This is a genomic window from Polaromonas sp. P5_D5 (genome assembly GCF_054049435.1).
Window position 1 is genome coordinate 1,242,936 of record NZ_JBFUMJ010000001.1, and the last position, 26,631, is coordinate 1,269,566.

General features: G+C 61.9%; 25 protein-coding genes. 8 read left to right on the forward strand and 17 right to left on the reverse strand.

The annotated features are described in order from the left end of the window. Positions 1 to 51: 51 nt before the first annotated feature. Positions 52 to 366, forward strand: a complete 315-nt coding sequence (locus ACXJKE_RS06070) for a BON domain-containing protein (protein WP_457279644.1) — start codon at positions 52 to 54, stop codon at positions 364 to 366. A 158-nt stretch (positions 367 to 524) separates the two neighbouring features. Here the strand turns inward: ACXJKE_RS06070 and ACXJKE_RS06075 are convergent, their stop codons facing one another. From ACXJKE_RS06075 to ACXJKE_RS06150, 16 genes are all read right to left on the reverse strand, one after another. Then, positions 525 to 1,052 carry a thermonuclease family protein gene (locus ACXJKE_RS06075; RefSeq protein ID WP_457279645.1) on the reverse strand — a complete coding sequence of 176 codons (528 nt, stop codon included), beginning with the start codon at positions 1,050 to 1,052 and terminating at the stop codon, positions 525 to 527. Positions 1,053 to 1,294: 242 nt separating this feature from the next. Continuing rightward, on the reverse strand, positions 1,295 to 2,113 hold the full coding sequence (locus tag ACXJKE_RS06080) for a DUF429 domain-containing protein (RefSeq protein ID WP_457279646.1): 819 nt from the start codon (positions 2,111 to 2,113) through the stop codon (positions 1,295 to 1,297). Positions 2,114 to 2,132: 19 nt separating this feature from the next. Then, the gene (locus tag ACXJKE_RS06085; RefSeq protein WP_457279647.1) at positions 2,133 to 3,014 is read right to left on the reverse strand and encodes an EamA family transporter; all 882 of its coding nucleotides are present in this window, start codon (positions 3,012 to 3,014) and stop codon (positions 2,133 to 2,135) included. Between the two features lie 26 nt (positions 3,015 to 3,040). Beyond that, the gene (locus ACXJKE_RS06090; protein WP_457279648.1) at positions 3,041 to 3,463 is read right to left on the reverse strand and encodes a BLUF domain-containing protein; all 423 of its coding nucleotides are present in this window, start codon (positions 3,461 to 3,463) and stop codon (positions 3,041 to 3,043) included. 2 nt (positions 3,464 to 3,465) lie between these two features. Continuing rightward, complete coding sequence (gene folE / locus ACXJKE_RS06095; RefSeq protein WP_457279649.1) at positions 3,466 to 4,188, reverse strand: GTP cyclohydrolase I; 723 nt, start codon at positions 4,186 to 4,188, stop codon at positions 3,466 to 3,468. A 140-nt stretch (positions 4,189 to 4,328) separates the two neighbouring features. Continuing rightward, on the reverse strand, positions 4,329 to 5,555 hold the full coding sequence (gene clsB, locus ACXJKE_RS06100; protein ID WP_457279650.1) for a cardiolipin synthase ClsB: 1,227 nt from the start codon (positions 5,553 to 5,555) through the stop codon (positions 4,329 to 4,331). Between the two features lie 132 nt (positions 5,556 to 5,687). After that, complete coding sequence (gene nudB / locus ACXJKE_RS06105; RefSeq protein WP_457279651.1) at positions 5,688 to 6,134, reverse strand: dihydroneopterin triphosphate diphosphatase; 447 nt, start codon at positions 6,132 to 6,134, stop codon at positions 5,688 to 5,690. A gap of 132 nt (positions 6,135 to 6,266) precedes the next feature. Further along, positions 6,267 to 8,072: an aspartate--tRNA ligase gene (aspS, locus tag ACXJKE_RS06110; protein ID WP_457279652.1), complete on the reverse strand. Its 1,806-nt coding sequence runs from the start codon at positions 8,070 to 8,072 to the stop codon at positions 6,267 to 6,269. 52 nt (positions 8,073 to 8,124) lie between these two features. Continuing rightward, a complete protein-coding gene (locus ACXJKE_RS06115; protein WP_457279653.1) occupies positions 8,125 to 8,754 on the reverse strand; it encodes a DUF502 domain-containing protein in 630 nt (209 codons plus the stop codon). Continuing rightward, positions 8,754 to 9,128, reverse strand: coding sequence for an FmdB family zinc ribbon protein (locus ACXJKE_RS06120; RefSeq protein WP_457279654.1), 375 nt, complete (start codon positions 9,126 to 9,128; stop codon positions 8,754 to 8,756). The genes ACXJKE_RS06115 and ACXJKE_RS06120 overlap by 1 nt, the downstream gene beginning before the upstream one ends. A 126-nt stretch (positions 9,129 to 9,254) precedes the next feature. Then, the gene (gene ubiB, locus ACXJKE_RS06125) at positions 9,255 to 10,808 is read right to left on the reverse strand and encodes a ubiquinone biosynthesis regulatory protein kinase UbiB (protein ID WP_457279655.1); all 1,554 of its coding nucleotides are present in this window, start codon (positions 10,806 to 10,808) and stop codon (positions 9,255 to 9,257) included. Then, positions 10,805 to 11,437 carry a hypothetical protein gene (locus ACXJKE_RS06130; RefSeq protein WP_457279656.1) on the reverse strand — a complete coding sequence of 211 codons (633 nt, stop codon included), beginning with the start codon at positions 11,435 to 11,437 and terminating at the stop codon, positions 10,805 to 10,807. The genes ubiB and ACXJKE_RS06130 overlap by 4 nt, the downstream gene beginning before the upstream one ends. Before the next feature lie 244 nt (positions 11,438 to 11,681). Next, positions 11,682 to 12,671, reverse strand: coding sequence for a Tim44 domain-containing protein (locus tag ACXJKE_RS06135; RefSeq protein ID WP_457279657.1), 990 nt, complete (start codon positions 12,669 to 12,671; stop codon positions 11,682 to 11,684). Between the two features lie 39 nt (positions 12,672 to 12,710). Continuing rightward, the gene (gene ubiE / locus ACXJKE_RS06140) at positions 12,711 to 13,442 is read right to left on the reverse strand and encodes a bifunctional demethylmenaquinone methyltransferase/2-methoxy-6-polyprenyl-1,4-benzoquinol methylase UbiE (RefSeq protein ID WP_457279658.1); all 732 of its coding nucleotides are present in this window, start codon (positions 13,440 to 13,442) and stop codon (positions 12,711 to 12,713) included. Between the two features lie 157 nt (positions 13,443 to 13,599). After that, a complete protein-coding gene (locus tag ACXJKE_RS06145; RefSeq protein WP_457279659.1) occupies positions 13,600 to 14,013 on the reverse strand; it encodes a gamma-butyrobetaine hydroxylase-like domain-containing protein in 414 nt (137 codons plus the stop codon). Positions 14,014 to 14,114: 101 nt separating this feature from the next. Then, complete coding sequence (locus tag ACXJKE_RS06150) at positions 14,115 to 18,047, reverse strand: DUF3683 domain-containing protein (RefSeq protein WP_457279660.1); 3,933 nt, start codon at positions 18,045 to 18,047, stop codon at positions 14,115 to 14,117. 220 nt (positions 18,048 to 18,267) lie between these two features. On the opposite strand from ACXJKE_RS06150, the gene ugpB reads away from it, so the two are divergent. The 5 genes from ugpB (at position 18,268) to ugpQ (ending at position 23,521) form a co-directional block, all read left to right on the forward strand. After that, positions 18,268 to 19,581, forward strand: a complete 1,314-nt coding sequence (gene ugpB, locus ACXJKE_RS06155; RefSeq protein ID WP_457279661.1) for a sn-glycerol-3-phosphate ABC transporter substrate-binding protein UgpB — start codon at positions 18,268 to 18,270, stop codon at positions 19,579 to 19,581. A gap of 131 nt (positions 19,582 to 19,712) precedes the next feature. Next, entirely contained in the window at positions 19,713 to 20,594 is an 882-nt protein-coding gene (gene ugpA / locus ACXJKE_RS06160; RefSeq protein ID WP_457279662.1) for a sn-glycerol-3-phosphate ABC transporter permease UgpA, read from the forward strand. A gap of 207 nt (positions 20,595 to 20,801) precedes the next feature. Next, positions 20,802 to 21,653: a sn-glycerol-3-phosphate ABC transporter permease UgpE gene (gene ugpE, locus ACXJKE_RS06165; RefSeq protein WP_457279663.1), complete on the forward strand. Its 852-nt coding sequence runs from the start codon at positions 20,802 to 20,804 to the stop codon at positions 21,651 to 21,653. A 50-nt stretch (positions 21,654 to 21,703) separates the two neighbouring features. Continuing rightward, a complete protein-coding gene (locus ACXJKE_RS06170; RefSeq protein ID WP_457279664.1) occupies positions 21,704 to 22,723 on the forward strand; it encodes a sn-glycerol-3-phosphate import ATP-binding protein UgpC in 1,020 nt (339 codons plus the stop codon). A gap of 42 nt (positions 22,724 to 22,765) precedes the next feature. Further along, a complete protein-coding gene (gene ugpQ, locus ACXJKE_RS06175) occupies positions 22,766 to 23,521 on the forward strand; it encodes a glycerophosphodiester phosphodiesterase (protein WP_457279665.1) in 756 nt (251 codons plus the stop codon). 150 nt (positions 23,522 to 23,671) lie between these two features. Here the strand turns inward: ugpQ and ACXJKE_RS06180 are convergent, their stop codons facing one another. Further along, entirely contained in the window at positions 23,672 to 23,962 is a 291-nt protein-coding gene (locus ACXJKE_RS06180) for a hypothetical protein (RefSeq protein ID WP_457279666.1), read from the reverse strand. A gap of 137 nt (positions 23,963 to 24,099) precedes the next feature. Here ACXJKE_RS06180 and hemA point away from each other — a divergent pair, with 137 nt between their 5' ends. Both hemA and prfA read left to right on the forward strand, forming a co-directional pair. Beyond that, positions 24,100 to 25,389 carry a glutamyl-tRNA reductase gene (gene hemA / locus ACXJKE_RS06185; RefSeq protein WP_457279667.1) on the forward strand — a complete coding sequence of 430 codons (1,290 nt, stop codon included), beginning with the start codon at positions 24,100 to 24,102 and terminating at the stop codon, positions 25,387 to 25,389. 107 nt (positions 25,390 to 25,496) lie between these two features. Next, entirely contained in the window at positions 25,497 to 26,618 is a 1,122-nt protein-coding gene (prfA, locus tag ACXJKE_RS06190; RefSeq protein WP_457279668.1) for a peptide chain release factor 1, read from the forward strand. The last annotated feature ends 13 nt before the right edge of the window (positions 26,619 to 26,631 follow it).

The window sequence follows — 26,631 nt, forward strand, 5'->3', positions numbered from 1 at the left end:
GGCCTTTTTAACCATGCACCAGACGATTAAACCAACTTAGAGGAAAACAATATGAAATACGCTCGCGCAATTGCATTCGCCGCACTGGCAGGCATCACCATCATCGGCAGCGGCTGCGCCGTTGGGCGTGGACAGGAGACTGCTGGCGCCTATGTTGATGACGCTGCCATCACCACGTCCGTCAAGGCCAAGTTCATCGAGGACAAAACCGTTGCAGCGTCCTCCATCAAGGTGGAAACGCTCAATGGCACGGTTCAGCTGTCCGGCTTTGCCAAGTCCAGCGCTGAAAAAGCCCAGGCCGAAAACATTGCCCGCAATGTGAAGAACGTCAAGGGTGTGCGCAACGACATCGTCGTTCGTCCTTGAGCGTAAGCGGCTGAACAGGCCGGGCCACCGCGCAGGTGGCTAAAAAAAGCAGGCTACAGATAATCTGTGCCTGCTTTTTTCGTTGTGACCGGGCGGCGATGCGGCCACCGCAGCGCCTGGATCCTGCAGTTTTTGCAGACCCCCAGGCCCGGGTCTTTTCAGTGGCAACTTCCATGCTGCTTGCGGAACAGCGCCGGATACACAGGCGGCGCGCCTTTTGTCGATGCAAACAGTCCCAGCCTTGCGGCCTGGGCACGTTTTTCCGCCCGGGCATAGGGACCTGCATTGCCGCGGCTGCGGTAGGACCAGGCCATACCGTTTGCGACCATCCATTTGCCGGCATCTTCCCCGCTGAACACCACCCTGGCCAGGAGGCGGCCGTAGTCGTCGTGGTATTGGCCATGCACCGCCACACGCTTGCCCAGAAGCCGGCGCATCAGCGCATCGCGCGCGAGGGCTCCGCCCGGCTGGCAGATTTCCGGCGCGTCAATACCCTGAATGCGAATGCTGACCGGTTTACCCCCTGCCGCCGGGCGCACCCGGACGGTGTCGCCATCAACCACATAGGTGACGATTCCGGACCAGGCCGCGACGGGAGGCGAGGCCGTGCGCGCCGACACGCCCCCATGCATGAGCGCCACAAGAAAGAACACGCCCACGGCCTTGACTACGGAAATTTTCGTCACATTAGTTTGCTACCAAATTGATAGCTTCTTGCGCCCGCCAGTATTGACCTGGAGGCAGAAATCTTGATGAACATTGAAGATCCGGCTGCTTCGTTTCCGTGCTGTCGTCGCCAGCGCGCATTAAAGCCATCAAGGCCGGGATGTGCGCAGAGACCGGAGGAGCATGAGTTTTCAGAGAACAAAAGAGAAGCGGGGAAGCCCTGAATATACTGTACGAATAAACAGCCTCGTTCCCGCCCTGATCACGCTGTAACGATCCATCCTTCCAGCGTGTCCATTTCCACCGGCAAGCCGTAGCGGGGAGCGCCCTGCTGCGCCGCCCAGGCCGCCTGCATCAGGCACAGCACGGCGTCCAGGCTGTCGCCGCTGGCGTCGTCGGCGAGCAGGTCGCGCTGCGCGTGGCTGACCTTGAGGCGCAGCCCCAGACGCGTTTGGCCGTTCTCCAGCGCGGTGATCAGGTCTTTGCGTGCGATCAGCCGCTCGGGCGTCTGCCTGGCTTTGTCGTCGCTTTTGTAAGAACGGCTGCCCAGCACCTCGCGCGCGAGCAGGCCCGGGTAAGCTTCGAGCGCCACACGTTGGGTGTCGCCGTCATGCAGGCCGGGCAGGTGCACGCCCGCCGCGAGCAAGCGCGGCACACCGGCGTGCAGCATGTAGGCCACGGGTGGGTTGACCCATTTCATCGAGGGGCTGGAGCCGGCCGGGCCGTCGGCGGCACGATGGGCAAACTTGCCGCCCACTGGCCGCGCGTTGCAGAAGGCGGCAAAGGTGCTCCGGATGTCTTCGCGGCTCAGGGCCGCATAGTGGCGCATGCAGGCTTCCCACTGCAGCGGCCAGCCCAGATGCGCCACCAGTTCACGCGGCAGGCCAAACGGAAAATCAAACGCACCCAGCCAGGGCTGGGGCTGTTGCAGCCAGCGCCCAAACGCCGCCAGGGACTCCAACCGCTCTATTTTTGATAGCACGCAGCGCCCATGAGACATGGAACCAAAGGCTAAAACAATGGGTTTTTTCTTGGTCGGGCTGCTGGAGAAATCGCAGCCAAGCAGCAAGGGCACTGTCATCGCGGCCTCAATCACGGTCTCAACCCAGCGCCAGCGCCATCACACCCGCCGCAATGCAGGCGGCGCCGATCAGGCGTAAGGCACGGTCGCCCTCGCCCAGCAGGTGGCCGCCTATCAGCGCGGCAAACAACATGGACACCTCGCGCGCAGGCGCCACATGCGACAGCGGCGCGGTCTGCATGGCGTACAGCACCAGCACATAAGACACGGGGCTGACGACGCCGACAAACACCGCGTACTTCCATTGCTGCTTCCACAACACCCTGGCCGCAGCGGGGTCGCGCAGCAAAGCGGGCGCCAGCACCAGCATGCGCAGCAGGCAGCCCATGTAATCCACCAGGATCGGCGACATCAGCAGGATCTTGACCGCATAGCCATCGACGACGGTGTAGCTGGCGATAAAGGCGCCGCTCAACAAGCCATAGACCATGCCCTTGCGCACCCGCTGGCGCTGCGCCGGGTCGTGCGAGGCGCGCCACAAGCCCGGCCCGCCGGCGACCAGAAACACGCCGCCCACGACACCCGCGATACCGGCCAGACCCAGCGCGGAAATCTGCTCGCCCAGCAGCAAGATGGCGGCCAGCGACGACAGCAGCGGCCCCGAGCCCCGCGCCAGCGGATAGACCACGGTGAGGTCCGCCTTGCGGTAGCCGCGCAACAGGACAATGTAATAGATGGTGTGCAGCACGGCGCTGGCACACAGCAGCAGCCATTGCGCCCAACCCCAGCGCGGCAGCTCGGCAATACCGAACCAGATGCCCAGCGGCGCCCACGCCACCAGCAGCACCAGGCCGGTAAAAGCGGCAAAGCGGGCATCACCGCCGGCCTTCTTGGCGGCGATGTTCCAGCTGGCGTGAATCAGTCCGGCGAGGAGTACGAGGGCCAGGGCGCCTGGAGACACGCGTCAGGCCTGACGGTACGCAGGCCTCAAACCCTGCCGCAGATGGAGGCGGTCGCCATCAGGTCTTCGAGCAGCGCGAACGACACCTTGCCAGAGACCGAATACGGGTCGAGTTCGGCTTTTTCGGAGTACTTGAGCAGGATGGAATGGTTGAGCTTGGACAGGTTGACCTGGCCCATGGTCCAGCCGCCAAAACGGCGCTCGGAGATTTCCTCGAAGTGCAGGAGGATCACGTCCTTGTGGCGGGCATCTTGCTGGATGTGGCCGAACAGTTCGCTGACCGCCATGCGGCCGCCTTCAATCGCCTGCAGGAAGATGCCGCCGCCATAACAAAGAATGCCGGTGATGCCCGACGAGGGGTTGTGCTKGCGCGATTGCGAGAGGATGCCTTCGATGGCTTCGGGGCTGGTATCGACCGCGCGGCTTGCATAAAGTAAACGGACGAGCATGGTTAGCCTTTCTGCGGGATCAAAGCGAGGAATTCACGGCGCAAGGTCGAGTCTTTCAGGAACACACCGCGCATCACCGAGTTGATCATCTTGCTGTCCATGTCTTTCACGCCGCGCCAGGCCATGCAGTAGTGGCTCGCCTCCATCACGATGGCCAGGCCGTCGGGCTGGGTTTTTTCCATGATGAGGTCGGCCAGCTGCACCACCGCTTCTTCCTGGATCTGCGGGCGGCCCATAACCCATTCGGCCAGGCGCGCGTATTTGGAGAGGCCGATCACATTGGTGTGCTCATTGGGCAGCACGCCGATCCAGATCTTGCCGATCACCGGGCAGAAATGGTGGGAGCAGGCGCTGCGCACGGTGATGGGGCCGACGATCATCAGCTCGTTGAGGTGCTCGGCGTTGGGAAACTCGGTGATGGTGGGCGCATGCACGTAGCGGCCCTTGAACACCTCGTTGAGGTACATCTTGGCCACGCGGCGCGCAGTGTTGTTGGTGTTGTGGTCGCCGTCAGTGTCGATCACCAGGCTGTCGAGCACGCCCTGCATCTTGCCGGTCACTTCGTCCAGCAGCTTTTCGAGTTCGCCCGGTTCAATGAACTTGGCGATGTTGTCGTTGGCGTGAAAGCGCTTGCGGGCCTGGGCCAGGCGTTCGCGGATCTTGACGGAGACGGGCGTGCCCTCGTCGGTCGCGTCCTGGGGGGGCGTATCGGATTTCATAAGCATGCCAGATATTACCAGCCTGCCCCTAAACCGTCTTGTCCGGAATTTGATAAGGTTTTTGGCCTCCAGCCCTTTCCTCATGAGCGCAAGCAGCTATCAAATTCATAGCTAACGGCATGACGGCCGGGCTGGCACAAGACGCATCAATAACGCTGGCCTGCCACCAGCAGCGCCAGCCGCACCAGGGCATAGGCTATCCAGCCTCGCAGCCGCTGGCCAAAGGGGCGATGGCTGTGGTCGGCCGGCTCCATGCGCCGCCCCTGTTTCGCCATGGCCTCGCGCACAATACCCGCCAGGCTTTCGGCAAAGGCCTTGTCCTCGACCACCACATTGGCCTCGCGGGCCAGCAGCAGGCTCAGGGGATCCAGGTTGGACGAACCCACGGTGGCCCAATGCCCGTCCACCACGGCCACCTTGGCATGCAGGAAACCGGCCTCGTATTCATGGATTTCCACGCCGGCTTCCAGCAGGGCACCGTAGACGGGCCGGGCCGCATGGTATTGCATGAAGTACTCGTAGCGCCCCTGCAGCAGCAAGGTGACACGCACGCCGCGTTTGGCCGCCCCGATGAGGGCGCGCCGCAGCTTGCCGCCCGGCAGAAAATAGGCGTTGGCAATGATGATCTCCCGGTGCGCCTTGCCGATGGCCCTGCGGTAGGCGCGCTCGATGCTGCTGCGATTACGCAGGTTGTCGCGCAGGATCAGCGCTGCCTTGGGGCCGGCAACGCCAGACCCGTTACCCGCCGCGAGCGATGTGGTGCCGGTACGCCCGCCATAGCCCGCTGCCTTGAAGTTCTCCCATGCGGCGGCCATGTGACGCTGCCGCGCACTGTAGCCAGCCTGCACACGCCACCACAGCAGCGCCATGGCATCAGCGGCCTCCTCTGCCAGCGGCCCGGTGGCAGCCACGGCGAAATCGACGCGCGGAGTCTGGAGCTCCCCGTGGTTGGGATCGTAGAAATCATCGAGCACATTGATGCCGCCGCAAAACACCGTGTGCTGGTCGACCACGCAGAGCTTGCGGTGCAGCCGGCGCCAGCGCTCCGGCAGGAGCAGACCCAGGCGGCTCAGGCCCGTCCCCAGGGGCGAGTACACGCACCAGTCGACTTTCGACGCCGCGAATTTTTCGCGCCACTCGGCCGGAAGGGGGCCGGTGCCTATGCCGTCGACCAGCACCTGCACCGTTACGCCGCGCCGGGCCGCGCGAACCAGTGCTTCGGCGACATCCGCACCAGCACCGTTGAAATCAAAAATATAGGTTTCCAGCTGGATCCAGGTCTGCGCCGCATCCAGGGCCTTGACGAGTGCAGGGAAAAAGTCCCGGCCGCCCTGAAGCAGTTGCAACGCACCGGACTTGTGGAGTGGAAACATGGCCAGCGGCTTTTTCCCTGGAAGTGTGGAGAGTTGGCGGGAAGGTCCATTCCATTTGAACCGACTGGCCGATGTTTGCCAATCCAGTGAAACGCCAAACTCACAAAGTGTTGCGCCTGCGCGCTGCGCGGCTCAAGCCATGAATTTCGGCAGGAGGAGCACCGCTTCCGCATTTGAAGGGGAAAAACACAGGTCGGCAGCGGCGTAGTGCGGCAGCCATTGCCAGGCAGTGTGCTCCCTGGGGCTGAGCTTTACATCGCAGGCCTGGGGCAAGCACAGGCTGAAGACATGTTCGGTGTTGTGGGTGATGCCGGGCGCATACCTGGCGCGCCAGACTGGATAAATTTCGTAGACGTTGGACAGGCCCCAGTCGCGAAACTGGCCGGGCGCGGCTGCGATGCCGGTCTCTTCCAGCACCTCGCGCACCGCGGTCTGCAGCAAGGGCTCGCCCGCCATATCTTTGGAGCCTGTGATGCTCTGCCAGAAGCCCGGGTTGTCGGCGCGCTCGATCAGCAGCACGTCCAGCTGCGGTGTGTGAATGACGACCAGCACGGATTTGGGGATCTTGAAGGCTTTCAAGGTATCCCCTCGTCACTCAGATGCGTGCGCTTGCTTGTGAGCGACAGGCTTTTCCGCCGGGCCGCCCCAAGGAAAAGAGCGCCCCCTCGGGGGGCAGGAAGCTACGCGCAGCGAGCGACCGTGGGGGCCACATTAAACTGGCTGTGGGTTGCGCAGGCGAATATGCAGTTCGCGCAGTTGTTTCTCGTCGACGGGGCTGGGCGCGTGCGTGAGCAGATCCTGCGCGCGCTGGGTTTTGGGAAATGCGATCACGTCGCGGATCGAGTCGGCGCCCGTCATCATGGTGACGATGCGATCCAGACCGAAGGCCAGGCCGCCGTGGGGGGGGGCACCGTACTGCAATGCGTCCAGCAGGAAGCCGAACTTCTGCTGCGCTTCCTCCGGGCCGATCTTCAGGGCATTGAACACCTTGCTCTGCACGTCCGCCTGGTGGATACGGACCGAACCGCCGCCCAACTCCCAGCCATTGAGCACCATGTCATACGCTTTGGCAATACAGCGGCCCGGGTCGGTATCCATCCAGTCTTCGTGTCCGTCCTTGGGTGCGGTGAACGGGTGGTGCACCGCGCTCCAGCGCTGGCCTTCCTCGTCAAATTCGAACATCGGAAAATCAACCACCCACAGCGGCTTCCAGCCTTTGGTGAAGAGGCCGGTTTTCTTGCCGAACTCACTGTGACCGACTTTGAGGCGCAACGCGCCAATGCTGTCGTTGACGACTTTGGCCTTGTCGGCGCCGAAGAAAAGGATGTCGCCATTCTGGGCCCCGGTGCGCTTGAGAATTTCCGCAATCGCCGCGTCATGGATGTTCTTGACGATGGGGCTTTGCAGGCCGTCACGGCCCTTGGTGATGTCATTGACCTTGATCCAGGCCAGGCCCTTGGCACCGTAGATCTTGACGAACTCGGTGTAGCCGTCGATCTCGCCGCGGCTCATTTCGGACCCGCCGGGAACGCGCAGGGCAACCACACGGCCGCCGGCAGTGGTGGCAGGCGTGCTGAAAACCTTGAAGTCCACCGTCGCCATGACTTCGGTGAGTTCCGTGAACTCCAGGTTCACGCGCAAATCAGGTTTGTCGGAACCGAAGCGGTGCATGGCTTCGCTGTAGGCCATCACCGGGAATTCGCCCAAGTCGGTGTTGAGCACGGTCTTGAAAATGTTGCTGATCATGCCCTGAAACAGGTCACGGATGTCCTGCTCGCCCATGAAGGACGTCTCGATATCGATCTGCGTGAATTCGGGCTGGCGGTCGGCACGCAGGTCTTCGTCACGGAAGCACTTGGTGATCTGGTAGTAGCGGTCAAAGCCCGCCACCATGAGCAGCTGCTTGAACAGCTGCGGGCTTTGCGGCAGCGCGAAGAACATGCCTTCGTTGACACGGCTGGGCACCAGGTAATCGCGCGCGCCTTCAGGCGTGCTCTTGGTCAGCATCGGGGTTTCGATGTCGATGAAGCCGTTGGCATCAAGGAACTTGCGCGTTTCCATGGCCACGCGGTAGCGCAGCATCAGGTTGTTCTGCATGTAGGGGCGGCGCAAATCCAGCACACGGTGCGTGAGGCGCGTCGTCTCCGACAGGTTGTCGTCGTCAAGCTGGAACGGCGGCGTCACGCTCGGGTTCAGCACGATCAGTTCGTGGCACAGCACCTCGACCTTGCCGCTTTTGAGGTTGTCGTTGGTCGTGCCTTCAGGGCGGGCCCGCACCACGCCTTTGACCTGCACGCAGAATTCGTTGCGCACGCCTTCAGCAGTTTTAAACATGTCGGCGCGGTCCGGGTCGCAGACCACCTGGACATAGCCTTCGCGGTCGCGCAGGTCGATGAAAATCACCCCGCCATGGTCGCGGCGGCGATTGACCCAGCCGCACAGGCTCACGGTTTGGCCCAGCAAGGCCTCGGTCACCAGACCGCAATAGTTCGAACGCATTTGGGAAACGATAGCCATAAAAAATCTCGGACTTTCAGCGCCTCGCGCGCAATGTTGCAATTTTCGCGGTTTACAGGGGAGGAGTCAGCGGCCGCGGTACAGGTTTGGAGGGCACCACGACGCCCATGGAAATCACGTAGGTCAAAGCCTCATCGACGCTCATCTGGAGCTCAATGCAGTCGCTTCTTTTCAGCATCACAAAATAGCCACCGGTGGGATTGGGCGTGGTGGGTACATAAACACTCAGGTAATCGCCCTGCAGGTGATTGACCACATCGCCGCCGGGCAGTCCCGTCAGAAAGCCGATGGTCCAGACACCTTCACGCGGCCACTGAACCAGCAAGGCCTTGCGAAAGGCATTGCCGTTTTCCGAAAACACCGTATCGGAGACCTGCTTTACGCTGGAATAGATGGATCGGACGATGGGAATGCGGCTCAGGAACGAGTTGCCCCAGCGGACCAGTTTCTTGCCGAAGAAATTGCTGGCAACCGCGCCCATCAGCAGCACGATCAGCAGCGTCAGCAACACGCCGAAACCGGGGATATGGAAACCCAGCAGCTTGTCGGGATGCCAGGCGCCGGGAAGAATCAGCAGCGTCTGGTCCAGCGTGCCGACGATCCAGTCGAGCACCCACAGCGTGATGGCCAGGGGCACCAGCACCAACAGTCCGGCCAGAAGCCATCGGCGGATCGAAGCCATCACGAGGAAGTCTTGGAAGAGGAGTCGCTGGCCGAAGTCTTGGCGGGCGCGGCCGGCGCGGGAGCGGGGGCTGCTGCGGTGCTTGCCGGCGCGGCTGCACCGGAATCGGCCGGCTTGCTGTCCGAACCGTTGCCGCTGGCAGTGCCGGCTTCGCCGCCGTCGGTCTTGGGTGCTGGCACACCCGTGCTGTTGCCGCCGCGGAAGTCCGTCACGTACCAGCCCGAGCCCTTGAGCTGGAAACCCGCCGCCGTGACCTGCTTTTTGAACGCGGGTTCGCCGCATTGCGGACACACCGAGAGGGGCGCATCGGAGATTTTTTGCAGAACGTCCTTGGCATGCCCACAGGACTCGCATTTATAGGCGTAGATTGGCATAGTGCTTAAGGCTTTGAGGGGCTGTCCCCGGGGTATTCCCGGGAATATCCCGGGGAATTTGCCTGGAAAAGGCTCCCAGATGCAAAGCCCTCAATTATAGGCCGTTGAGACCTTCCCCGGCCGGCCCTAAAACACCCGTACCCGCAGGACAACCTGCATGGCAATCAGCCCCAACACAAAGCCCAAACCGCCATAAATCAGGCTTTGCAGCAGCTTGTTGGTACGCTTTTGCTCATACAGCAGTTCCTCAAGCTCTCGTCGGTTGATTCCGGGGGGCGATTTCAGGTACTGGGACAGCAGGCGCGGCAAACCGGGGAGCAGCTTGGCATAAGCAGGCGCCTCCGCCTTGAGCTGCGCCAGCAATTTTTCCGGACCCACCTGTTCGAGCATCCATTTTTCGAGAAAGGGCTTGGCGGTGCTCCAAAGGTCCAGGTCAGGATCCAGCTCGCGGCCCAGGCCCTCGATGTTCAACAGGGTCTTTTGCAGCAGCACCAGCTGGGGCTGGATTTCGACATGGAAACGGCGCGAAGTCTGAAACAGCCGCATTAGCACCAGGCCCAGCGAAATTTCCCTGAGCGGCCGGTCGAAGTAGGGTTCGCAGCACGCGCGGATGGCGGCTTCCAGCTCGTCCACCCGAGTCTCGGGCGGAACCCAGCCGGATTCCAGGTGCAACTCGGCCACCCGTTTGTAGTCGCGCTGGAAAAACGCGCTGAAATTCTGTGCGAGGTATTCCTTGTCGACCTCGGTCAGGGTGCCCACGATGCCGAAATCCAGCGAGATGTAGCGACCGAATGTTTCCGGCGCCAGGCTGACCTGGATATTGCCGGGGTGCATGTCGGCATGGAAGAAGCCGTCGCGGAACACCTGGGTGAAAAAAATGGTGACGCCGTCGCGCGCCAGTTTTTTCATGTCGACACCGGCATCGCGCAGGCGCTGGGCCTGGCTGATCGGAACGCCTTTCATGCGCTCCATCACCATGACGTCGGGCATGCAGAAGTCCCAGACCATTTCAGGGATCATCACCAGGTCGAGGTTTTGCATGTTGCGGCGCAGCTGGGCCGCATTGGCCGCCTCACGCAGCAGGTCCAGCTCGTCGTGCAGGTATTTATCGAACTCGGCCACCACCTCGCGGGGCTTGAGGCGTTTACCATCAGCAGACGCGCCTTCCACCCAGCCGGCCATCATGTGCATCAGCGCCAGGTCTTTCTCAATGGCAGGCAGCATGTTGGGCCGCAGCACCTTGACGGCCACTTCGCGGCCATTTGGCAAGGTGGCGAAATGCACCTGGGCAATCGAGGCGCTGGCTACGGGAATTTGTTCGAAGCTGGCAAAGATGCGGTCCAGCGGCCGGCCAAAGGCTTTTTCGATGATGGCGACGGCGACGGCGGACTCAAAAGGCGGCACCCGGTCCTGCAGGCGCGCAAGCTCGTCGGCGATGTCGGGCGGAAGCAGGTCGCGCCGGGTAGACATGACCTGGCCGAACTTGACAAAGATGGGGCCCAGGCTTTCAAGCGCTTCGCGCAGGCGCTCGCCACGCGGCGCCTTCAGGTTGCGGCCCAGCGAGACGATGCGGGTCAGCAAACGGATCCAGGGACGTTCGAAACTGGAGAGCACCAGCTCATCCAGGCCAAACCGGAGCACGGTCCAGACAATAAAAACACCTCTGAAGAGGCGACTCATGCAGCAGGTGCTTTCACTGGCTCGGCATCGCCGCCTGCCGCAGAAGGACCCGCCTTGGGCGCCGTTTCAGAAGGTTGGGCGCCGGAGGTTGCTGCCGCGGACGAAGGAGGAACCGATGCAAGAGGTGTGCTTGCCAAAAACTGCTTGAGCCCTGCAAAGATTCGCCGCCCGGCGTCGGCCACTGCATGCGCAGGGGCGTCACCGATCAGCCGGGAAAGGTCCTCTTCGGCATCCCAGCGCAGGTTTTCAGCCAGCCAGCCCAGCTCGGCGGCCAGCTGCACATCACCCTCGATTTTCACCGGCGGCGGCTTGCCGGCCAGCACAGACTGCATCACGGTCAGCGGCGATTCAGCAGCCACAGCCAGCAGCAGGTCCGGCTTGGCAGCAGGCTGGGCCCGGTCCACCAGGCCCGCCGGCGTAACCACCAGGTCAATCGCAAACAGGCCCCAGCGCAGATGCACCACGCGCCCCTTTTGCCGCAGCAGGCGGTCCTGCGCCTGCTTTTCCTGCATCAGGACATGGTTCAGGAAGAGCACCAGCCGTTGCTGCCCCTCATCCACCACCCAGGCGGGCGGCTGAAAGCGGGTGGCAATGGATTCCAGAAAAGAAAAAGGGGACGTGGTATTCATACGTCCCCATTCTGACATGGCCCCCACGGTCGCGCACTTCGTGTCGCTCCCTGCCCCCCGAGGGGGCCGCCCGCCTGCGGTCTGGCGAAGCCAGTCCCGCGGCTCATGCTGGCTTGAAGAATTCTTTGGGCACTACCACTGGAGGTATTTCACCAGCGGGGGCCGCGGAACCGGCTTTGCCGGGCCGCAGGCGCCGCCCCCTGAAAGGGGGGAACAGGCTACACGAAGTGAGCCTGGACGGGGGTTATTGGAGCGCTTGTACACCGGCAACCAGCCAGCCGCTACCGCCGCTGCGTGGCTTGGTCATGTTCCAGACTTCGCGGAAGGGGCTGGCGCCTGCGGAAGCGTCTTCGCGGATCATGCCGGAAAACTCCACGCTGGCCATATAGACGTCGCTCAATTCCTCGATGCCCAGCAATTGCGCATCCAGCATCACGACCTCAGTCTTGTTGACCACGCCGCCGGTGTGCGACTCGCGGTCGGCCAGCTGGGTCTTGATCTGCTCGAGCATGTCGTCCGTCATCATGGCGCGCAGGTTCTGGATGTCGGAGCGGTCCCAGGCATCCTGCAGCGTGACGAAGTTGGCCTTGCTGGCCTTGAGGAAGCCTTCGGCGTCAAAACCAGCCGGCACACCCCAGGACTGCGCACCCAGCAGGGCCGAGCCGATCATGGAACCGCCTGCGGGCGCTGCCGCATCGTATTTGTTGGCGTCAAAAGCCATGCTGCTGCGTTCCCAGGGGCGTGCGGATGCATCGTTGCCGACGTTCTCAGGGCTGTAGTTCTTGGGGGTGGTGGCATTGCCCGCACCCTGGAAGGCAAAGGGTGCCTGCCCGGGCGCAGAACCTTGCGCACCAGCCGCTCCGCCCTTGAATTTGCGCATGATGAAGCCGATCACCAGCATGACCACCAGCGCCAGCAAGGCGAACATGATGATCTGGCCGAAGGCGCCGCCCAGGCCCAGCGACGAAGCCAGCCACGCCAGGCCCAGACCTGCGGCCAGGCCGCCCAGCATGGCACCCCAGGGTTTCTTGGGCGCAACAGGCGCCGGCGTTGCCGCAGGGGCCGCCGGTTTGGCGGCATTGGCACCGCCAGGCGCCGCCTCACGCTTGGTCACGTTGGACGACTGTTTGCCAAATGAAGAACCACCGCCCAGTCGTTTGGCGTCAGCAGCCGTTCCCCCCAGAGTCAGGGTTAACGCAAGCGCTGCGGAAAAAATTGCCGGCCAGATTTTCATATCGTCTCCTTGATCACGGTTTTCAGGCCGTTCGACTTTTCAACACTTGATTCCAACATGCAATGCCACAACTCCGCCGGTCATGTTGTGATAGTCCACATGGCCGAAACCACTTTTATGCATAAGGGCTTTCAGCTCGTCCTGGCCGGGGTGCATGCGAATTGATTCGGCGAGGTACTGGTAGCTTGAATCGTCATTGGCCACCAGCTTGCCCAACCGCGGCAACACCTTAAAGGAATACCAGTCGTAAATTTTTTCCAGCGGCTTGGCGACTTTGGAGAACTCCAGCACCAGCAGCTTGCCGCCGGGCTTGAGCACGCGATTCATTTCGCGCAGCGCATCTTCCTTGTGCGTCATGTTGCGCAGCCCGAAGGCGACAGTCACCACGTCGAAGTTCGCATCGGGAAACGGCAGGTGTTCGGCGTCGCACACCAGGGTGGGCAAGCTGACGCCAGCATCGAGCAGCCGGTTGCGGCCTTCGCGGAGCATCGCCTCGTTGATATCGGTATGCACCACACGGCCGGTGCTGCCCACCTTCGGTGCAAAGGCCAGCGCCAGGTCGCCCGTGCCGCCGGCGATGTCCAGCACCTGGTAGCCCTCTTTGACATTGGCCACCAGCACCGTGTAGGCCTTCCAGGCACGGTGCAGGCCCATGGACATCAGGTCGTTCATCACGTCGTATTTGGGCGCCACGGAGTCAAACACCCCGCGCACGCGGCGTGCCTTGTCCTGCTCGTCGACGGATTCAAAACCGAAATGGGTACTGCTCATACCATCAATGCTAGAGGGCAAAGGTGTAATTGCTCTCGACAACCCTGAGCTGACATGGGGCATTGCGGCTTATTGCCCACTTTTATGCTGGAAAAACAACAGTGGTGTGAAATGCGCATTCGCGGCCGCGCCGTGGCCACGCACCGCTCGCGCGGAATCAGTGGCTTGCGCAGCCGTGGCCGCCGGGCGCGGTCATGGGTGCATCGCGTTCAACACCGGCCGCCTGCAGACGCCTCTGGTACTCGTCCCATAACTGGGCCTGGTCGGCGCCCAGTTTGTAGAGGTAGTCCCACGAGAAGATTCCGCTCTCATGGCCATCGGAAAACACGGGCTTGACCGCGTAATTGCCAATAGGCTCGAGCTCAACCACAGTCACTTCGCGCTTGCCGGTTTGCAAAATTTCCTGGCCCGGGCCATGGCCCTGCACCTCCGCCGAGGGCGAATAGACGCGCATGAGTTCAAACGGAATCCTGAACTCGGCGCCGTCGGAGAACGCGATTTCAAGAATGCGCGACTGGCTGTGAACCGTCAATGCGGTGGGCGTGGGTGAACCGGGTTGAAGGCCTGCCATGGGAAATCGCTTTCTGAAAAGAAAAGGCCGGACGCATCAGGCCTTCGTGAGGATTCGGCATTCTGGCAATAAGCCCGTTGACATCAAAGCCAGAAATTGCCCTAGACCAGCACCCGTTCGATGCCACCGTGGTTGGCCGCCTCCACATACGTGGGCAGCCACTCCTTGCCCAGGATCTGATTGGCCATTTCCACGACGATGTAATCCGCCTCGAGCAGGCCGTTTTGCAGATCGTTGCCGTAGCGCGAGAGCCCTTGCAGGCAACTCGGGCAGCTGGTGAGTATCTTGACGTTTCCCGCCTCGGCAACGGCACCCGCCTCGCGAAGCTGGGCTTCGCCCTTGCGCAGCTCTTCTTCCTTGCGAAAACGGATCTGCGTGGAAATGTCCGGCCGGGTAACGCCCAGCGTGCCCGACTCACCGCAGCAGCGGTCATTCTTGAGCACGTTGTCACCCAGCAGCGCCTTGACGGTCTTCATTGGCTCCTGCAGCTTCATCGGGCTGTGGCAGGGGTCGTGATAGAGGTAGCCAGCGCCGGGCTGGTCGGTGCGCAGGGTGATGCCTTTTTCAAGCAGGTATTCGTGGATGTCGATGATGCGGCAGCCCGGGAATATCTTGTCGAATTCGTAACCCTGCAGCTGGTCATAGCAGGTGCCGCAGCTCACCACCACCGTCTTGATGTCCAGGTAGTTCAGCGTGTTGGCGACGCGGTGGAACAGCACCCGGTTGTCGGTGATGATTTTCTCGGCTTTGTCGAACTGGCCGCTGCCGCGCTGCGGATAACCGCAGCAGAGGTAACCCGGCGGCAGCACAGTTTGCACCCCCGCATGCCAGAGCATGGCCTGCGTCGCCAGGCCCACCTGGCTGAAGAGGCGCTCGGAGCCGCAGCCGGGGAAATAAAACACCGCCTCGGTTTCCGACGTGGTGCTCTTGGGGTTGCGAATGATCGGGACGTAGTCCTTGTCTTCGATGTCCAGCAGCGCACGTGCTGTCTTCTTGGGCAGGCCGCCCGGCATCTTCTTGTTGATGAAGTGGATCACCTGCTCTTTCACAGGCGCCTTGCCGACCGTGGCCGGCGGCAGCGCCGTCTGCTTGCGTGCCAGCCGGCGCATCAGGTCGTTGGCCAGGCGCTGGGCCTTGAAGCCCACGTCCACCATGGCGCTGCGCATGAACTTGATGGTCTGCGGGCTGGTGGCGTTCAGGAAGATCATGGCGGCAGCGTTGCCGGGCCGGAAAGACTTCTGCCCCATCTTGCGCAGCAGGTTGCGCATGTTCATGGAGACTTCGCCGAAATCGATGTCCACCGGGCAAGGCGTCAGGCACTTGTGGCACACGGTGCAGTGGTCGGCCACGTCTTCGAATTCTTCCCAGTGCTTGATGCTCACGCCGCGCCGGGTCTGCTCTTCATAAAGGAAAGCCTCCACCAGCAGCGAGGTGGCCAGAATTTTGTTGCGTGGGCTGTACAGCAGGTTAGCGCGCGGCACATGGGTGGCGCACACCGGTTTGCACTTGCCGCAACGCAAGCAATCCTTCACGCTGTCGGCAATGGCGCCGATGTCCGACTGCTGCATGATCAGCGACTCATGCCCCATCAAGCCGAAGCTGGGGGTATAGGCATTGGTCAAGTCGGCATGCAAGATCGGCTTAGCATCATTTTTGGACTGAAGACCGCTCCCCTCTTGCGCGAGCAGCTCCTGATTTCGTAGCAGCTTGCCTTTGTTGAAGCGCCCTTCCGGATCGACTTTTTGCTTGTATTCGGTAAAGGGCCGCAGCTCTTCGTCGGTCAGGAACTCCAGCTTGGTGATGCCAATGCCGTGTTCCCCGGAGATAACGCCGTCCAGCGAACGAGCCAGCACCATGATGCGCGCCACCGCCACATGCGCGGTCTGCAGCATCTCGTAGTCGTCGCTGTTGACGGGCAGGTTGGTGTGCACGTTACCGTCGCCGGCGTGCATGTGCAGCGCCGCCCAGACACGGCCCTTGAGCACACGCTTGTGGATGGCATTGCACTCCTCCAGGATGGGCAAAAACGCGCCGCCCGAGAAAATCGCCTGAAGCTGGGCCCGGATATCGGTTTTCCAGCTGGCGCGCAGCGAATGGTCTTGCAACTGCGGGAACAAGGTCGCTACACCCGCCAGCCAGCCGGACCATAGCGCTCGTACCTCAGCTATCAGCGCCAGCGCCTGGCCCACACGGTCTTCCAGCAGTTCTGCCGAAGGAATATCGTTGGCATCGTCCGATTTGCCCAAAGGCAGGTTGCCCTTGAGGAAAAAAGCCTCCAGCTCGTCGCACAGCCGTATCTTGTTGGCCAGGCTGAGCTCGATATTGATCTGCTCGATGCCGTCGGTATATTCGGCCATGCGGGGCAGCGGAATCACCACGTCTTCATTGATCTTGAAGGCATTGGTGTGCTTGGAGATCGCGGCGGTACGCTTGCGGTCCAGCCAGAATTTCTTGCGGGCGTCGGGGCTGATGGCGATAAAACCTTCGCCGTGGCGCGAGTTGGCAATGCGCACGACTTCCGAGGTGGCACGCGCCACCACATCGGCGTCGTCGCCGGCAATGTCGCCAAAGAGCACCATCTTCGGCAGGCCGCCGTGCTTTTTCGATTTGGTCGCATAGCCGACCGCCTTCAGGTAGCGGTCGTCCAGGTGTTCCAGCCCCGCCAGGATGGCGCCGCCGCGCTTTTGCTCGGCGAACATGAAATCCTTGATCTCGACGATGCTGGGCACCGCGTCCTTGGCATTGCCGAAAAATTCGAGGCAAACCGTGCGGGTATGTGCCGGCATGCGGTGCACGATCCAGCGCGCGCTGGTGATGAGACCGTCGCAGCCTTCTTTCTGGATACCCGGCAAGCCGCTCAGGAATTTGTCGGTGACATCTTTGCCCAGGCCTTCCTTGCGGAAAGTCTTGCCGGGAATATCCAGCCGCTCGGTGCGGATAGGCGTTTTGCCGTCGGCTTCGAAATACTGAAGATCGAAGCTGGCCATCTCGGCGTCGTGGATCTTGCCGAGGTTATGGCCCACGCGCGTGACTTCCAGCCACTCGGCCTGGGGCGTGACCATCCGCCAGGAAGCGAGGTTGTCCAGTGCGGTGCCCCACAGCACGGCCTTTTTGCCGCCTGCATTCATCGCGATGTTGCCGCCTATGCAGGAGGCTTCGGCAGAGGTCGGGTCGACCGCGAAGACGAAGCCGCCGCGCTCGGCCGCGTCGGCCACACGCTGGGTGACCACGCCGGCTTCAGTCCACACGGTAGCCACTGGCTTGTCAACGCCGGGCAACGAAACCATTTCGACCTCGGTCATGGCTTCGAGTTTTTCGGTATTGATGACAGCCGACTTCCAGGTCAACGGAATCGCCCCGCCGGTGTAGCCGGTGCCGCCACCACGCGGCACGATTGTCAGGCCAAGCTCGATACAGGCCTTGACCAGGCCGGCCATTTCGACTTCAGTGTCGGGCGTGAGCACCACAAAGGGGTATTCGACACGCCAGTCAGTCGCATCGGTGACATGTGACACCCGCGAGAGGCCGTCGAACTTGATGTTGTCTTTGAGCGTCAGCTTGCGCAGCTTGCGTTCCGTCAGGCGGCGAAGGTCGTACATCTCGCTGAAGGAGGTGTAGAAGCGGGCGACGGCGCCGCGAGCGGCGTCGAGCAGTTCGCCCACAATGGCGTCGCGCTGTTGATCTGCATCCGGGGTGCGGCGTTTTTCGACCTCAGTCAGCCGGTGCTGCAAGGCGTCGACCAGCAGCTTGCGCCGCTTGGGGTTGTCCAGCAGGTCGTCCTGCAAATAGGGGTTGCGCTGCACGACCCAGACATCGCCCAGCACTTCATACAGCATGCGCGCGGAGCGGCCGGTGCGGCGCTCGTCGCGCAGGCGGTTCAGCAAGTCCCAGGCACGCTCGCCGAGCAGGCGGATGACCACCTCCCGATCGGAAAACGAGGTGTAGTTATAGGGAATCTCGCGAATGCGGGCTTCGCCAGCCTTTGCGTCATCGGCAAAGACGTTCAATTCTTGGAGGGTAGTAGGGGCGTTCATCGTGAAAAGCCAGCGGCTTCGGACCCGTGTCCAGCGCTGTTGCCCTATATTACCGCAGCGCAACATTTACCCGTGGCGCCATGGAAGTCGTATGTGTCCTTATGGAAATCCCGCTTGTCGGGAAGCCCGCAAATCGATTAAATCGCTTGTCACAAACAGTTTTTACACTGTCCCGTTTAACGTGGCGCGCCCCGATGCGCGTCCAATCCCAGGAGTTTTAATGAAAAACCGTCTCTCAGCATTCGCCTTCGCGGCCCTCGGCCTGTGCGCGCCGCTGGCCAGCCAGGCCCAGACCGAGATCCAGTGGTGGCATTCAATGACGGCCGTCAACGGCGAATGGGTCAATGACCTGGCCAAGCAATTCAATGAGAGCCAGAAGGAATACAAGGTAGTGCCCACGTTCAAGGGCACGTACGATGAGTCCATGACGGCGTCCATCGCGGCCTTCCGCGCCGGCAATGCACCACATATCCTTCAGGTCTTTGAAGTGGGCACCGCCACGATGCAGGCCAGCAAGGGAGCCATCGTCCCGGTCGGCAAGATCATGCAGGACGCGGGCGAGAAGTTCGACCCGAAAGCCTATATCCCCGCTGTTGCCGGCTACTACACCGCGCCGAACGGCCAGATGTTGAGCTTCCCGTTCAACAGCTCCACCACCATCTTCTATTTCAACAAGGACGCGTTCAAGGCTGCGGGCCTGCCGACCGACAAGGCCCCCGTGACCTGGCCTGAGGTCGTCAACGCCGCCGCCAAACTGAAGGCATCCGGTCACAAATGCCCCTTCACGACCGCCTGGCAGAACTGGACACAGGTGGAAAGTTTCTCGGCCTGGCACAACGTCGAGTTCGCCACCAAAGCCAACGGCCTGCAAGGCATGGATGCGCGCCTGAAGGTGGATTCACCGCTGCACGTGCGCCACATCGAGAATCTGGCCAACATGGCCAAACAGGGGCTCTTTATCTACAAGGGCCGCGGCAACGTACCGGAAGCCAGCTTCGTGTCGGGCGAGTGCGCCATGATCAACACCTCGTCGGGCTTTTACGGCAATGTGGCGAAAAACGCCAAGTTCGCTTACGGCCTGGCCCCGCTGCCCTATTACCAGGACGTTCCCGGCGCGCCACAGAACACCGTGATCGGCGGCGCCAGCCTCTGGGTCATGTCGGGCAAGAAGCCCGCTGAATACAAGGGCGTGGCCAAATTCTTCAGTTTCATCTCGACGCCTGAAGTGCAGTCCGCCAGCCACAAGCGCACCGGTTACCTGCCTGTGACGATGGCTTCGTACGACCTGACCGAAAAGTCCGGCTTCTACAAACAGAACCCGGGCACCGACGTCGCGGTGACGCAAATGATCCGCAAGGTCACGGACAAGAGCCGCGGCATCCGTCTGGGCAACTATGTGCAGATTCGCGCGATCGAGGACGAAGAACTCGAGCAGGTCTGGAACGGCAAGAAGACGGCCAAAGAAGCGTTGGGCTCCATCGTCAAGCGCGGCAATGAGCAGCTTGAGCGTTTCCAGAAGGCCAACAAGGGCTGATCGCCCAAGAGACAGAGCAGGCCCGCACGGCGGGCTAAACTCGGCCCGCTGCGCCCTCTCCCCCTCATCGGGGAAGGCCAGGCGGGTTTTTATGTTTTAGCACTCACAAGTTTTTGCCCACTGAAGGCCCTATGGAAAAACGCGTTGTCTTTCGATCCAGCTGGCTGCCCTGGCTGCTGCTGCTGCCGCAAATGGCGGTCATCTTGGTGTTTTTCTTCTGGCCAGCGGCGCAGGCGCTTCTGCAGTCGCTGCAACAGCAAGACCCTTTCGGCACCTCCATCGAATTCGTCGGCCTGGCCAATTTTCGGCAATTGCTGGACGACCCGAGCTATGTGGAGTCGTTCAAGACGACCGCGTTTTTCTCGGTGATGGTGGCTGGCATCGGCATCAGCCTGTCACTGTTGCTGGCGGTGTTTGCCGACCGCATCGTGCGCGGCGGCATGTTCTACAAAACCATGCTCGTGTTGCCCTACGCGGTTGCCCCGGCTGTGGCGGCCGTGCTGTGGGTGTTCATGTTTTCTCCCTCGCTGGGCGTGGTCGCCTACGCGCTGGGCAAGATAGGCATCAACTGGAATCATCTGCTCGACTCCGGCCATGCCATGACGCTGATCGTGATGGCCTCGGTGTGGAAGCAGATTTCCTATAACTTCCTGTTTTTTCTGGCGGGCCTGCAGTCGATTCCCAAGTCACTGATCGAAGCCGCCGCCATTGACGGTGCGAAACCCTGGCGCCGCTTCTGGACCATCCAGTTCCCGTTGCTGTCGCCCACGACCTTCTTCCTGCTGGTCATCAACGTGGTCTATGCCTTCTTCGACACGTTTGCCATCGTCGACGCCGCCACACAGGGCGGGCCGGGCAAGGACACGGCCATCCTGGTCTACAAGGTGTATTACGACGGCTTCAAGGCCATGGACCTGGGCGGCTCGGCTGCGCAGTCGGTGGTATTGATGGTGATCGTGGTGGCGCTGACCGTAATTCAATTCCGCTACGTCGAGAAAAAGGTTCAGTACTGATGACGCCCCCACGCTTTTCATTTCATGTAATGCGCGAGGCCTTGCAGGCCGCGGCTCGCGAGACGCTTCGCCTCTGTCGCCCGTCCAAGCCTGCGCAGGCAGGCTTGGAGCTGCGGGCTCCAGCCCCTCGGGGGCGCTTTTTTCCTTGGGGCGGCCCGGCGGAAAAACATGTCTATCCCTCACACATACAGTCCAAGGTGAACGCCAATGGTTGAAAAACGCGGAACCCACGGCATCCTCGCCCACGTCATCGTGATCCTGGGCGTCTTTATCGTCGCCTTCCCCCTCTACCTGGCTTTCGTGGCCTCGACCCACACGGCGCAGGAAATCGTGCAGGCGCCCATGCCGCTGCTGCCGGGCACCAACATGATCGACAGCTACAAGGCGGCGCTGTTCGGGCGCGAATCCGCCGTCGGCTCCAATGCACCGGTGGCGCACATGATGTGGGTCAGCTTCGTCACGGCGATGGTGATCGCGATCGGCAAGATCACGATCTCGCTGCTGTCGGCATTCGCCATCGTGTACTTCCGCTTCCCCTTCAAGAAGACCTGCTTCTGGGCCATTTTTGTGACGCTGATGCTGCCGGTGGAAGTGCGCATTCTGCCCACCTACAAGGTGCTGTCGGATCTGAACATGCTCAACACCTATGCGGGCCTGACGGTACCGCTGATTGCCTCGGCCACGGCGACTTTCTTGTTCCGCCAGTTCTTCCTGACGGTGCCTGACGAGCTCACCGAAGCCTCACGCATGGATGGCGCCAGCCCCATGCGCTTTTTCTTCGACGTGCTGCTGCCGCTGTCGAAGACTTCGATCGCCGCGCTTTTTGTCATCCAGTTCATCTACGGCTGGAACCAGTACCTCTGGCCGCTGCTGGCCACGACGAGTGAAGACATGTACCCGGTCGTCGTGGGCATCAAACGCATGATCGCCGGCGGTGACGGCCAGAACGAATGGAACGTGGTCATGGCCACTGCAATTTTGGCGATGCTGCCGCCCGCCCTCGTGGTGGTGCTGATGCAGAAATGGTTCGTCAAGGGCCTGGTCGACACCGAAAAATAGAGCCAGCCCAAACCAGCCAAGAACAACCAAGACACAACGGAAATACAGACATGGCATCCCTTTCATTCAATAACGTCATCAAGCGCTACGGTTCCGGCAAGGACGCACTGCAAGTGCTGCACGGCGTGAACGCCGAGATCAACGACCACGAGTTCATCGTCATCGTCGGGCCCTCGGGTTGCGGCAAGTCCACCCTGCTGCGCATGGTGGCCGGGCTGGAGGAAGTCAGCGACGGGCAGATCTCCATTGGCGGCAAGGTCGTCAACGAGCTGGAACCTTCCGAGCGTGACATCGCGATGGTGTTCCAGAACTACGCGCTCTACCCGCACATGAGCGTATTCGACAACATGGCTTACGGCCTGAAGATCGCCAAGGTGCCCAAGGATGAGATCAAGACGCGCGTCGACAAGGCCGCCAAAATCCTGGAGCTGGGCCACCTGCTGGACCGCAAGCCCCGCGCGCTCTCGGGCGGACAGCGCCAGCGCGTGGCCATGGGCCGCGCCATCGTGCGCCAGCCGCAGGTGTTTTTGTTTGACGAGCCGCTATCCAACCTGGACGCCAAACTGCGCGTGCAGACGCGTCTTGAAATTCAGAAGCTGCACCGCGAACTCGGCATCACATCCCTCTTCGTCACGCATGATCAGGTCGAAGCCATGACGCTGGCCCAGCGCATGATGGTGATGAACGCCGGCCGCATGGAACAGTTCGGTACGCCCGAAGAGGTTTACAACCGGCCCGCCACCACCTTTGTGGCCAGCTTCATGGGCTCGCCTCCCATGAATTTGCTCAAGCAGGCCCCGAATGCCGACTTCGGCGGCAAGCCCGGCGCCATTCTGGGCATACGCCCCGAGCACCTGACGGTGGGTCCCACCGGCTGGGCAGTGCAGGTCGACACGATCGAAATGCTGGGCGCCGAGCGCCTGTTGTACTGCCGCATGGGCAGCGAAGCCATCATCGTGCGCACCGACGAAAGCCTGTCAACGGCACCCGAGATCGGTGCGACCATCCACGTTACGCCGCGCGCAGATCGCCTGCACTGGTTTGACTCGGAAACGGGCAAACGGATCTAATTTCCGGCTTTCGTCTCGTCTCCACAGGTCCTGAGCACACCCATGACAAACCCCGTATCAGCTGCCAACTGGCCCTACCCGCGCTGGGTAGCGCATCGCGGCGCCGGCAAGCTGGCGCCGGAAAACACCTTGGCCTCCTTCATGTTGGGCGCCAGCCATGGCTACCGCATGTTTGAGTGCGACGTGAAACTGAGCGCCGACGGCGTTCCCTTTTTGCTGCACGACGCCACGCTGGAGCGCACCAGCAACGGCAAAGGTGTGGCTGGCGAGTTAAGTTGGGAGGCGCTGGCCAAGCTTGACGCCGGCGGCTGGCATTCCCCGGCGTTTGCCGCGGAGGGCCTCGCCAGCTTTGAGCGCATCGCCCGCTTTTGCCTGGACAAGGGCTACTTCCTCAATATCGAGATCAAGCCCACACCGGGCATCGAGAGTCACACCGGCACCGTGGTGGCCAACGAAGCGGCCCGGCTGTGGCAGGGCCAAGCCATTCCCCCACTGCTGACGTCCTTCCAGCCGCTGTCGCTGGAGGCGGCTCGAAATGCCCAGCCCCAGTTGCCACGCGGCCTGCTGCTCGACCAACTCCCCGCCAACTGGCTGGAAACAGCGGCTCAGCTGGGCTGCGTGGCCATCGTCTGCAACCACAAACTCTGGAACGCCGATACGGTGGCCCAGGCCAAAAAAGCCGGCTTCAAGTTGCTGAGCTATACGGTGAATGACGAAGCGAACGTGCAGCGGCTGCTGGCCCTGGGCACCGACGGCATCATCACCGACGCAGTGAACGTCTTCAAGCCCGATTTGTAGTCGCTATTCGAAGGGACTTTAGAAATTCAATTACCGGGTGCAGGGCAAGGCGCACGGAGCGCAGGACACCGGAATGCACTTGGGTGCATGAGGATTCCGAGCACCGCGCAACGCAGCCATGCGCCCGGCAATTGGATTTATAGAACCCCTTCAGGCCCGCCAGGCGCCCAGCAAAACCCACTGGCAGACGGCCGCGCCGACCACCATGGCGGCATACGTCAGCATCTTCCCGTCATGGCCGAAGAACACAAGCCCGGCCACCAGCACCACCACGTTTGCTACAAAAACAATAGCTGCTTGCGCATACCAGGTCTGGGCTAAAGGCATTTTTGATCTAAATAATCCACCCATAAGCTGAGTTGCCAGCACCAGCAGCAGGGCCACCGCGGCGGCCGGCAGGACAAGATTGAGCAGGTGGTTCGCCAGCAGGTAAAAGGTCATGCGCGTAGGGATAGTTAAAAACTCGCCTGGCTTCAGAGCAAATCCAAAACAAGCTTCAAAACGGCCAAAAAAAGGACTATCAGGGCGATTGTCCGGCCTTTGTACCGTCCTGACCGCTTCAATTTTATAATCGGAGGATGTCAGTCTGGGCCCTTGGGCTAAACCACAACACCGCACCGCTCGATTTGCGCGGCCGGTTCGCCTACGCCCTGGACCAGGTCGAGCCCACTTTGCGCGGTTTGCGCGAGTCGCTGGCCCGCCAGCCCGAGGCCACGCTGCTCTCTACCTGCAATCGCACTGAGATTTACTGCGCTGGCGAAAAGAACGACCTGGACCACACGCTGGACTGGCTGGCGCACAGTGGCGGCGTCTCGCCCGCCTTGCTGCGCTCACATGCCTATACCCTGCACGACGATGCAGCGGCCCGTCATGCTTTTCGCGTGGCCAGCGGGCTCGATTCCATGGTGCTGGGCGAGCCCCAGATTTTGGGCCAGATGAAGGACGCCGTGCGCGCCGCCGAAGACGCGGGCGCCATGGGCACCACCTTGCACCAGCTGTTCCAGCGCTCCTTTGCCGTGGCCAAGGAAGTGCGCAGCAGCACCGAAATCGGCGCGCACAGCATCAGCATGGCGGCGGCCAGCGTGCGGCTGGCCGGCCAGCTGTTTGAAGACCTCGGCGACATCAAGGTGCTGTTTGTCGGCGCCGGCGAGATGATTGACCTCGCGGCTACCCACTTCGCCGCCAAAAACCCCAAAGCCATGGCAATCGCCAACCGCACGCTGGAGCGCGGCGAAAAGCTGGCCGGCCGTTTCGGCGCCGAAGTGATGCGTCTGGCCGATTTGCCCAGCCGCCTGCATGAGTTCGACGCCGTGATCAGCTGCACCGCCAGTACGCTCCCCATCATCGGCCTGGGCGCGGTGGAGCGTGCCGTCAAGCTGCGCAAACATCGCCCGATGTTCATGGTCGACCTGGCCGTGCCGCGCGACATCGAACCCGAAGTCAAGGCCCTGCCCGACATCTACCTCTATACGGTGGACGACCTGGCCCACGTGGTGCAGACCGGCAAGGACAGCCGCAAGGCCGCCGTGGCGCAAGCCGAGGTCATCATCGACGCGGGCGTGCAGAACTTCATGCACTGGCTGGGCCAGCGCCGCAGCGTGCCGCTGATCCAGCAGCTCAATGCGCAGACCGACGAGTGGCGCGCTGCCGAAATCGTGCGGGCCAAAAAGCTGCTGGCCCGGGGCGAGCCCATCGACACGGTACTGGACGCGCTGACCCGCGGCCTCACCCAGAAAATGCTGCACGGCGCGCTGGCCGAGCTGCATGCGGGCGACGCCAACAGCCGCGAAGCCACGGCACAGACCGTATCCAGGCTGTTTTTGCGCGGCCAGCTGCCCAAAATCCAGTCCGACGACAAAGAGCGTTAGCGGCCGCCAAGGCACTGACTTCCTGTGCCGGCCACAGCCGGTTGCTCCGCTGACGGAGCGTCGTTGTTGACGGCCTTCCGGCCTCCTTTTTCCAGTCCTCCATTCCCATGAAACCTTTTCTTCGCCAAACCCTGGACCGCCAGCTGCTGCGGCTGCACGAGCTGGACGCGCTGCTGTCTGCCAGCGACGTGGTCAGCGACCTGGACCGCTTCCGTTCGCTGACCCGGGAGCACGCCGAAGCCAGCGTGATCGCCGACCAGTACTTGCGGCTCACCAGTCGCGAGGCCGACCTCGGCAGCGCTGAAGGCATGCTGACTGAAGCCAAAGATGACCCGGAAATGGCTGCGATGGCGGAGGAAGAAATCGCCGCCGCCAAAGCCGATATCGCGCAGATCGACGAGGCCCTGCAGCTGATGTTGATTCCGAAGGACCCGGACGACGCGCGCGCGGCTTTCATCGAAATCCGTGCCGGCACCGGCGGTGATGAATCAGCGCTGTTCGCCGGTGACCTGTTCCGGATGTACACCCGCTTTGCCGAACGCAACCGCTGGCAGGTGGAAATCATCAGTGAATCCTCCGGCGAACTGGGCGGCTACAAGGAAGTCGTGCTGCGCATTGACGGCGCCACGGACGCCCTGGGCGTCGGTGTGTACGGCAAGCTGCGATTTGAGTCAGGCGGCCACCGCGTACAGCGCGTGCCCGCCACTGAAACGCAAGGCCGCATCCACACCAGCGCCTGCACGGTGGCCGTGATGCCGGAGCCGGACGAAGCCGTAGCCATCCAGATCAACCCGGCCGACCTGCGCATCGACACCTACCGTGCCAGCGGTGCCGGCGGCCAGCACATCAACAAGACGGATTCGGCCGTGCGCATCACGCATATTCCGACCGGCATCGTGGCGGAATGCCAGGAAGGCCGGAGCCAGCACAGCAACAAGGCCCAGGCGCTCAAGGTACTCACCGCACGCATCCACGAAAAAGACCGCTCCGAGCGCGCCGCCAAAGATGCCGCCCTGCGCAAGGGGCTGGTGGGCACAGGCGACCGCAGCGACCGCATCCGCACCTACAACTTCCCGCAGGGGCGGTTGACCGACCACCGCATCAACCTGACGCTGTACAAGCTTCTGGCCATCATGGAAGGCGACCTGGGCGATGTGGTCACGGCCCTGCAGGTGGCGCGCGGGGCCGAGCTGCTGGCGGAGCTTGAGACCGCCAACAATGGCGCCTGAACATCAGCAGTTG

Excerpts from the sequence above, each read along its gene's own strand:
- ACXJKE_RS06070 (WP_457279644.1), top strand. The coding sequence starts at position 52 with ATGAAATACGCTCGCGCAATTGCATTCGCCGCACTGGCAGGCATCACC.
- ACXJKE_RS06080 (WP_457279646.1), bottom strand. The coding sequence starts at position 2,113 with ATGACAGTGCCCTTGCTGCTTGGCTGCGATTTCTCCAGCAGCCCGACC.
- folE (WP_457279649.1), bottom strand. The coding sequence starts at position 4,188 with ATGCTTATGAAATCCGATACGCCCCCCCAGGACGCGACCGACGAGGGC.
- clsB (WP_457279650.1), bottom strand. The coding sequence starts at position 5,555 with ATGTTTCCACTCCACAAGTCCGGTGCGTTGCAACTGCTTCAGGGCGGC.
- aspS (WP_457279652.1), bottom strand. The coding sequence starts at position 8,072 with ATGGCTATCGTTTCCCAAATGCGTTCGAACTATTGCGGTCTGGTGACC.
- ACXJKE_RS06115 (WP_457279653.1), bottom strand. The coding sequence starts at position 8,754 with ATGGCTTCGATCCGCCGATGGCTTCTGGCCGGACTGTTGGTGCTGGTG.
- ACXJKE_RS06120 (WP_457279654.1), bottom strand. The coding sequence starts at position 9,128 with ATGCCAATCTACGCCTATAAATGCGAGTCCTGTGGGCATGCCAAGGAC.
- ubiB (WP_457279655.1), bottom strand. The coding sequence starts at position 10,808 with ATGAGTCGCCTCTTCAGAGGTGTTTTTATTGTCTGGACCGTGCTCCGG.
- ACXJKE_RS06130 (WP_457279656.1), bottom strand. The coding sequence starts at position 11,437 with ATGAATACCACGTCCCCTTTTTCTTTTCTGGAATCCATTGCCACCCGC.
- ACXJKE_RS06135 (WP_457279657.1), bottom strand. The coding sequence starts at position 12,671 with ATGAAAATCTGGCCGGCAATTTTTTCCGCAGCGCTTGCGTTAACCCTG.
- ubiE (WP_457279658.1), bottom strand. The coding sequence starts at position 13,442 with ATGAGCAGTACCCATTTCGGTTTTGAATCCGTCGACGAGCAGGACAAG.
- ACXJKE_RS06145 (WP_457279659.1), bottom strand. The coding sequence starts at position 14,013 with ATGGCAGGCCTTCAACCCGGTTCACCCACGCCCACCGCATTGACGGTT.
- ACXJKE_RS06150 (WP_457279660.1), bottom strand. The coding sequence starts at position 18,047 with ATGAACGCCCCTACTACCCTCCAAGAATTGAACGTCTTTGCCGATGAC.
- ugpB (WP_457279661.1), top strand. The coding sequence starts at position 18,268 with ATGAAAAACCGTCTCTCAGCATTCGCCTTCGCGGCCCTCGGCCTGTGC.
- ugpA (WP_457279662.1), top strand. The coding sequence starts at position 19,713 with ATGGAAAAACGCGTTGTCTTTCGATCCAGCTGGCTGCCCTGGCTGCTG.
- ugpE (WP_457279663.1), top strand. The coding sequence starts at position 20,802 with ATGGTTGAAAAACGCGGAACCCACGGCATCCTCGCCCACGTCATCGTG.
- ACXJKE_RS06170 (WP_457279664.1), top strand. The coding sequence starts at position 21,704 with ATGGCATCCCTTTCATTCAATAACGTCATCAAGCGCTACGGTTCCGGC.
- ugpQ (WP_457279665.1), top strand. The coding sequence starts at position 22,766 with ATGACAAACCCCGTATCAGCTGCCAACTGGCCCTACCCGCGCTGGGTA.
- ACXJKE_RS06180 (WP_457279666.1), bottom strand. The coding sequence starts at position 23,962 with ATGACCTTTTACCTGCTGGCGAACCACCTGCTCAATCTTGTCCTGCCG.
- hemA (WP_457279667.1), top strand. The coding sequence starts at position 24,100 with ATGTCAGTCTGGGCCCTTGGGCTAAACCACAACACCGCACCGCTCGAT.
- prfA (WP_457279668.1), top strand. The coding sequence starts at position 25,497 with ATGAAACCTTTTCTTCGCCAAACCCTGGACCGCCAGCTGCTGCGGCTG.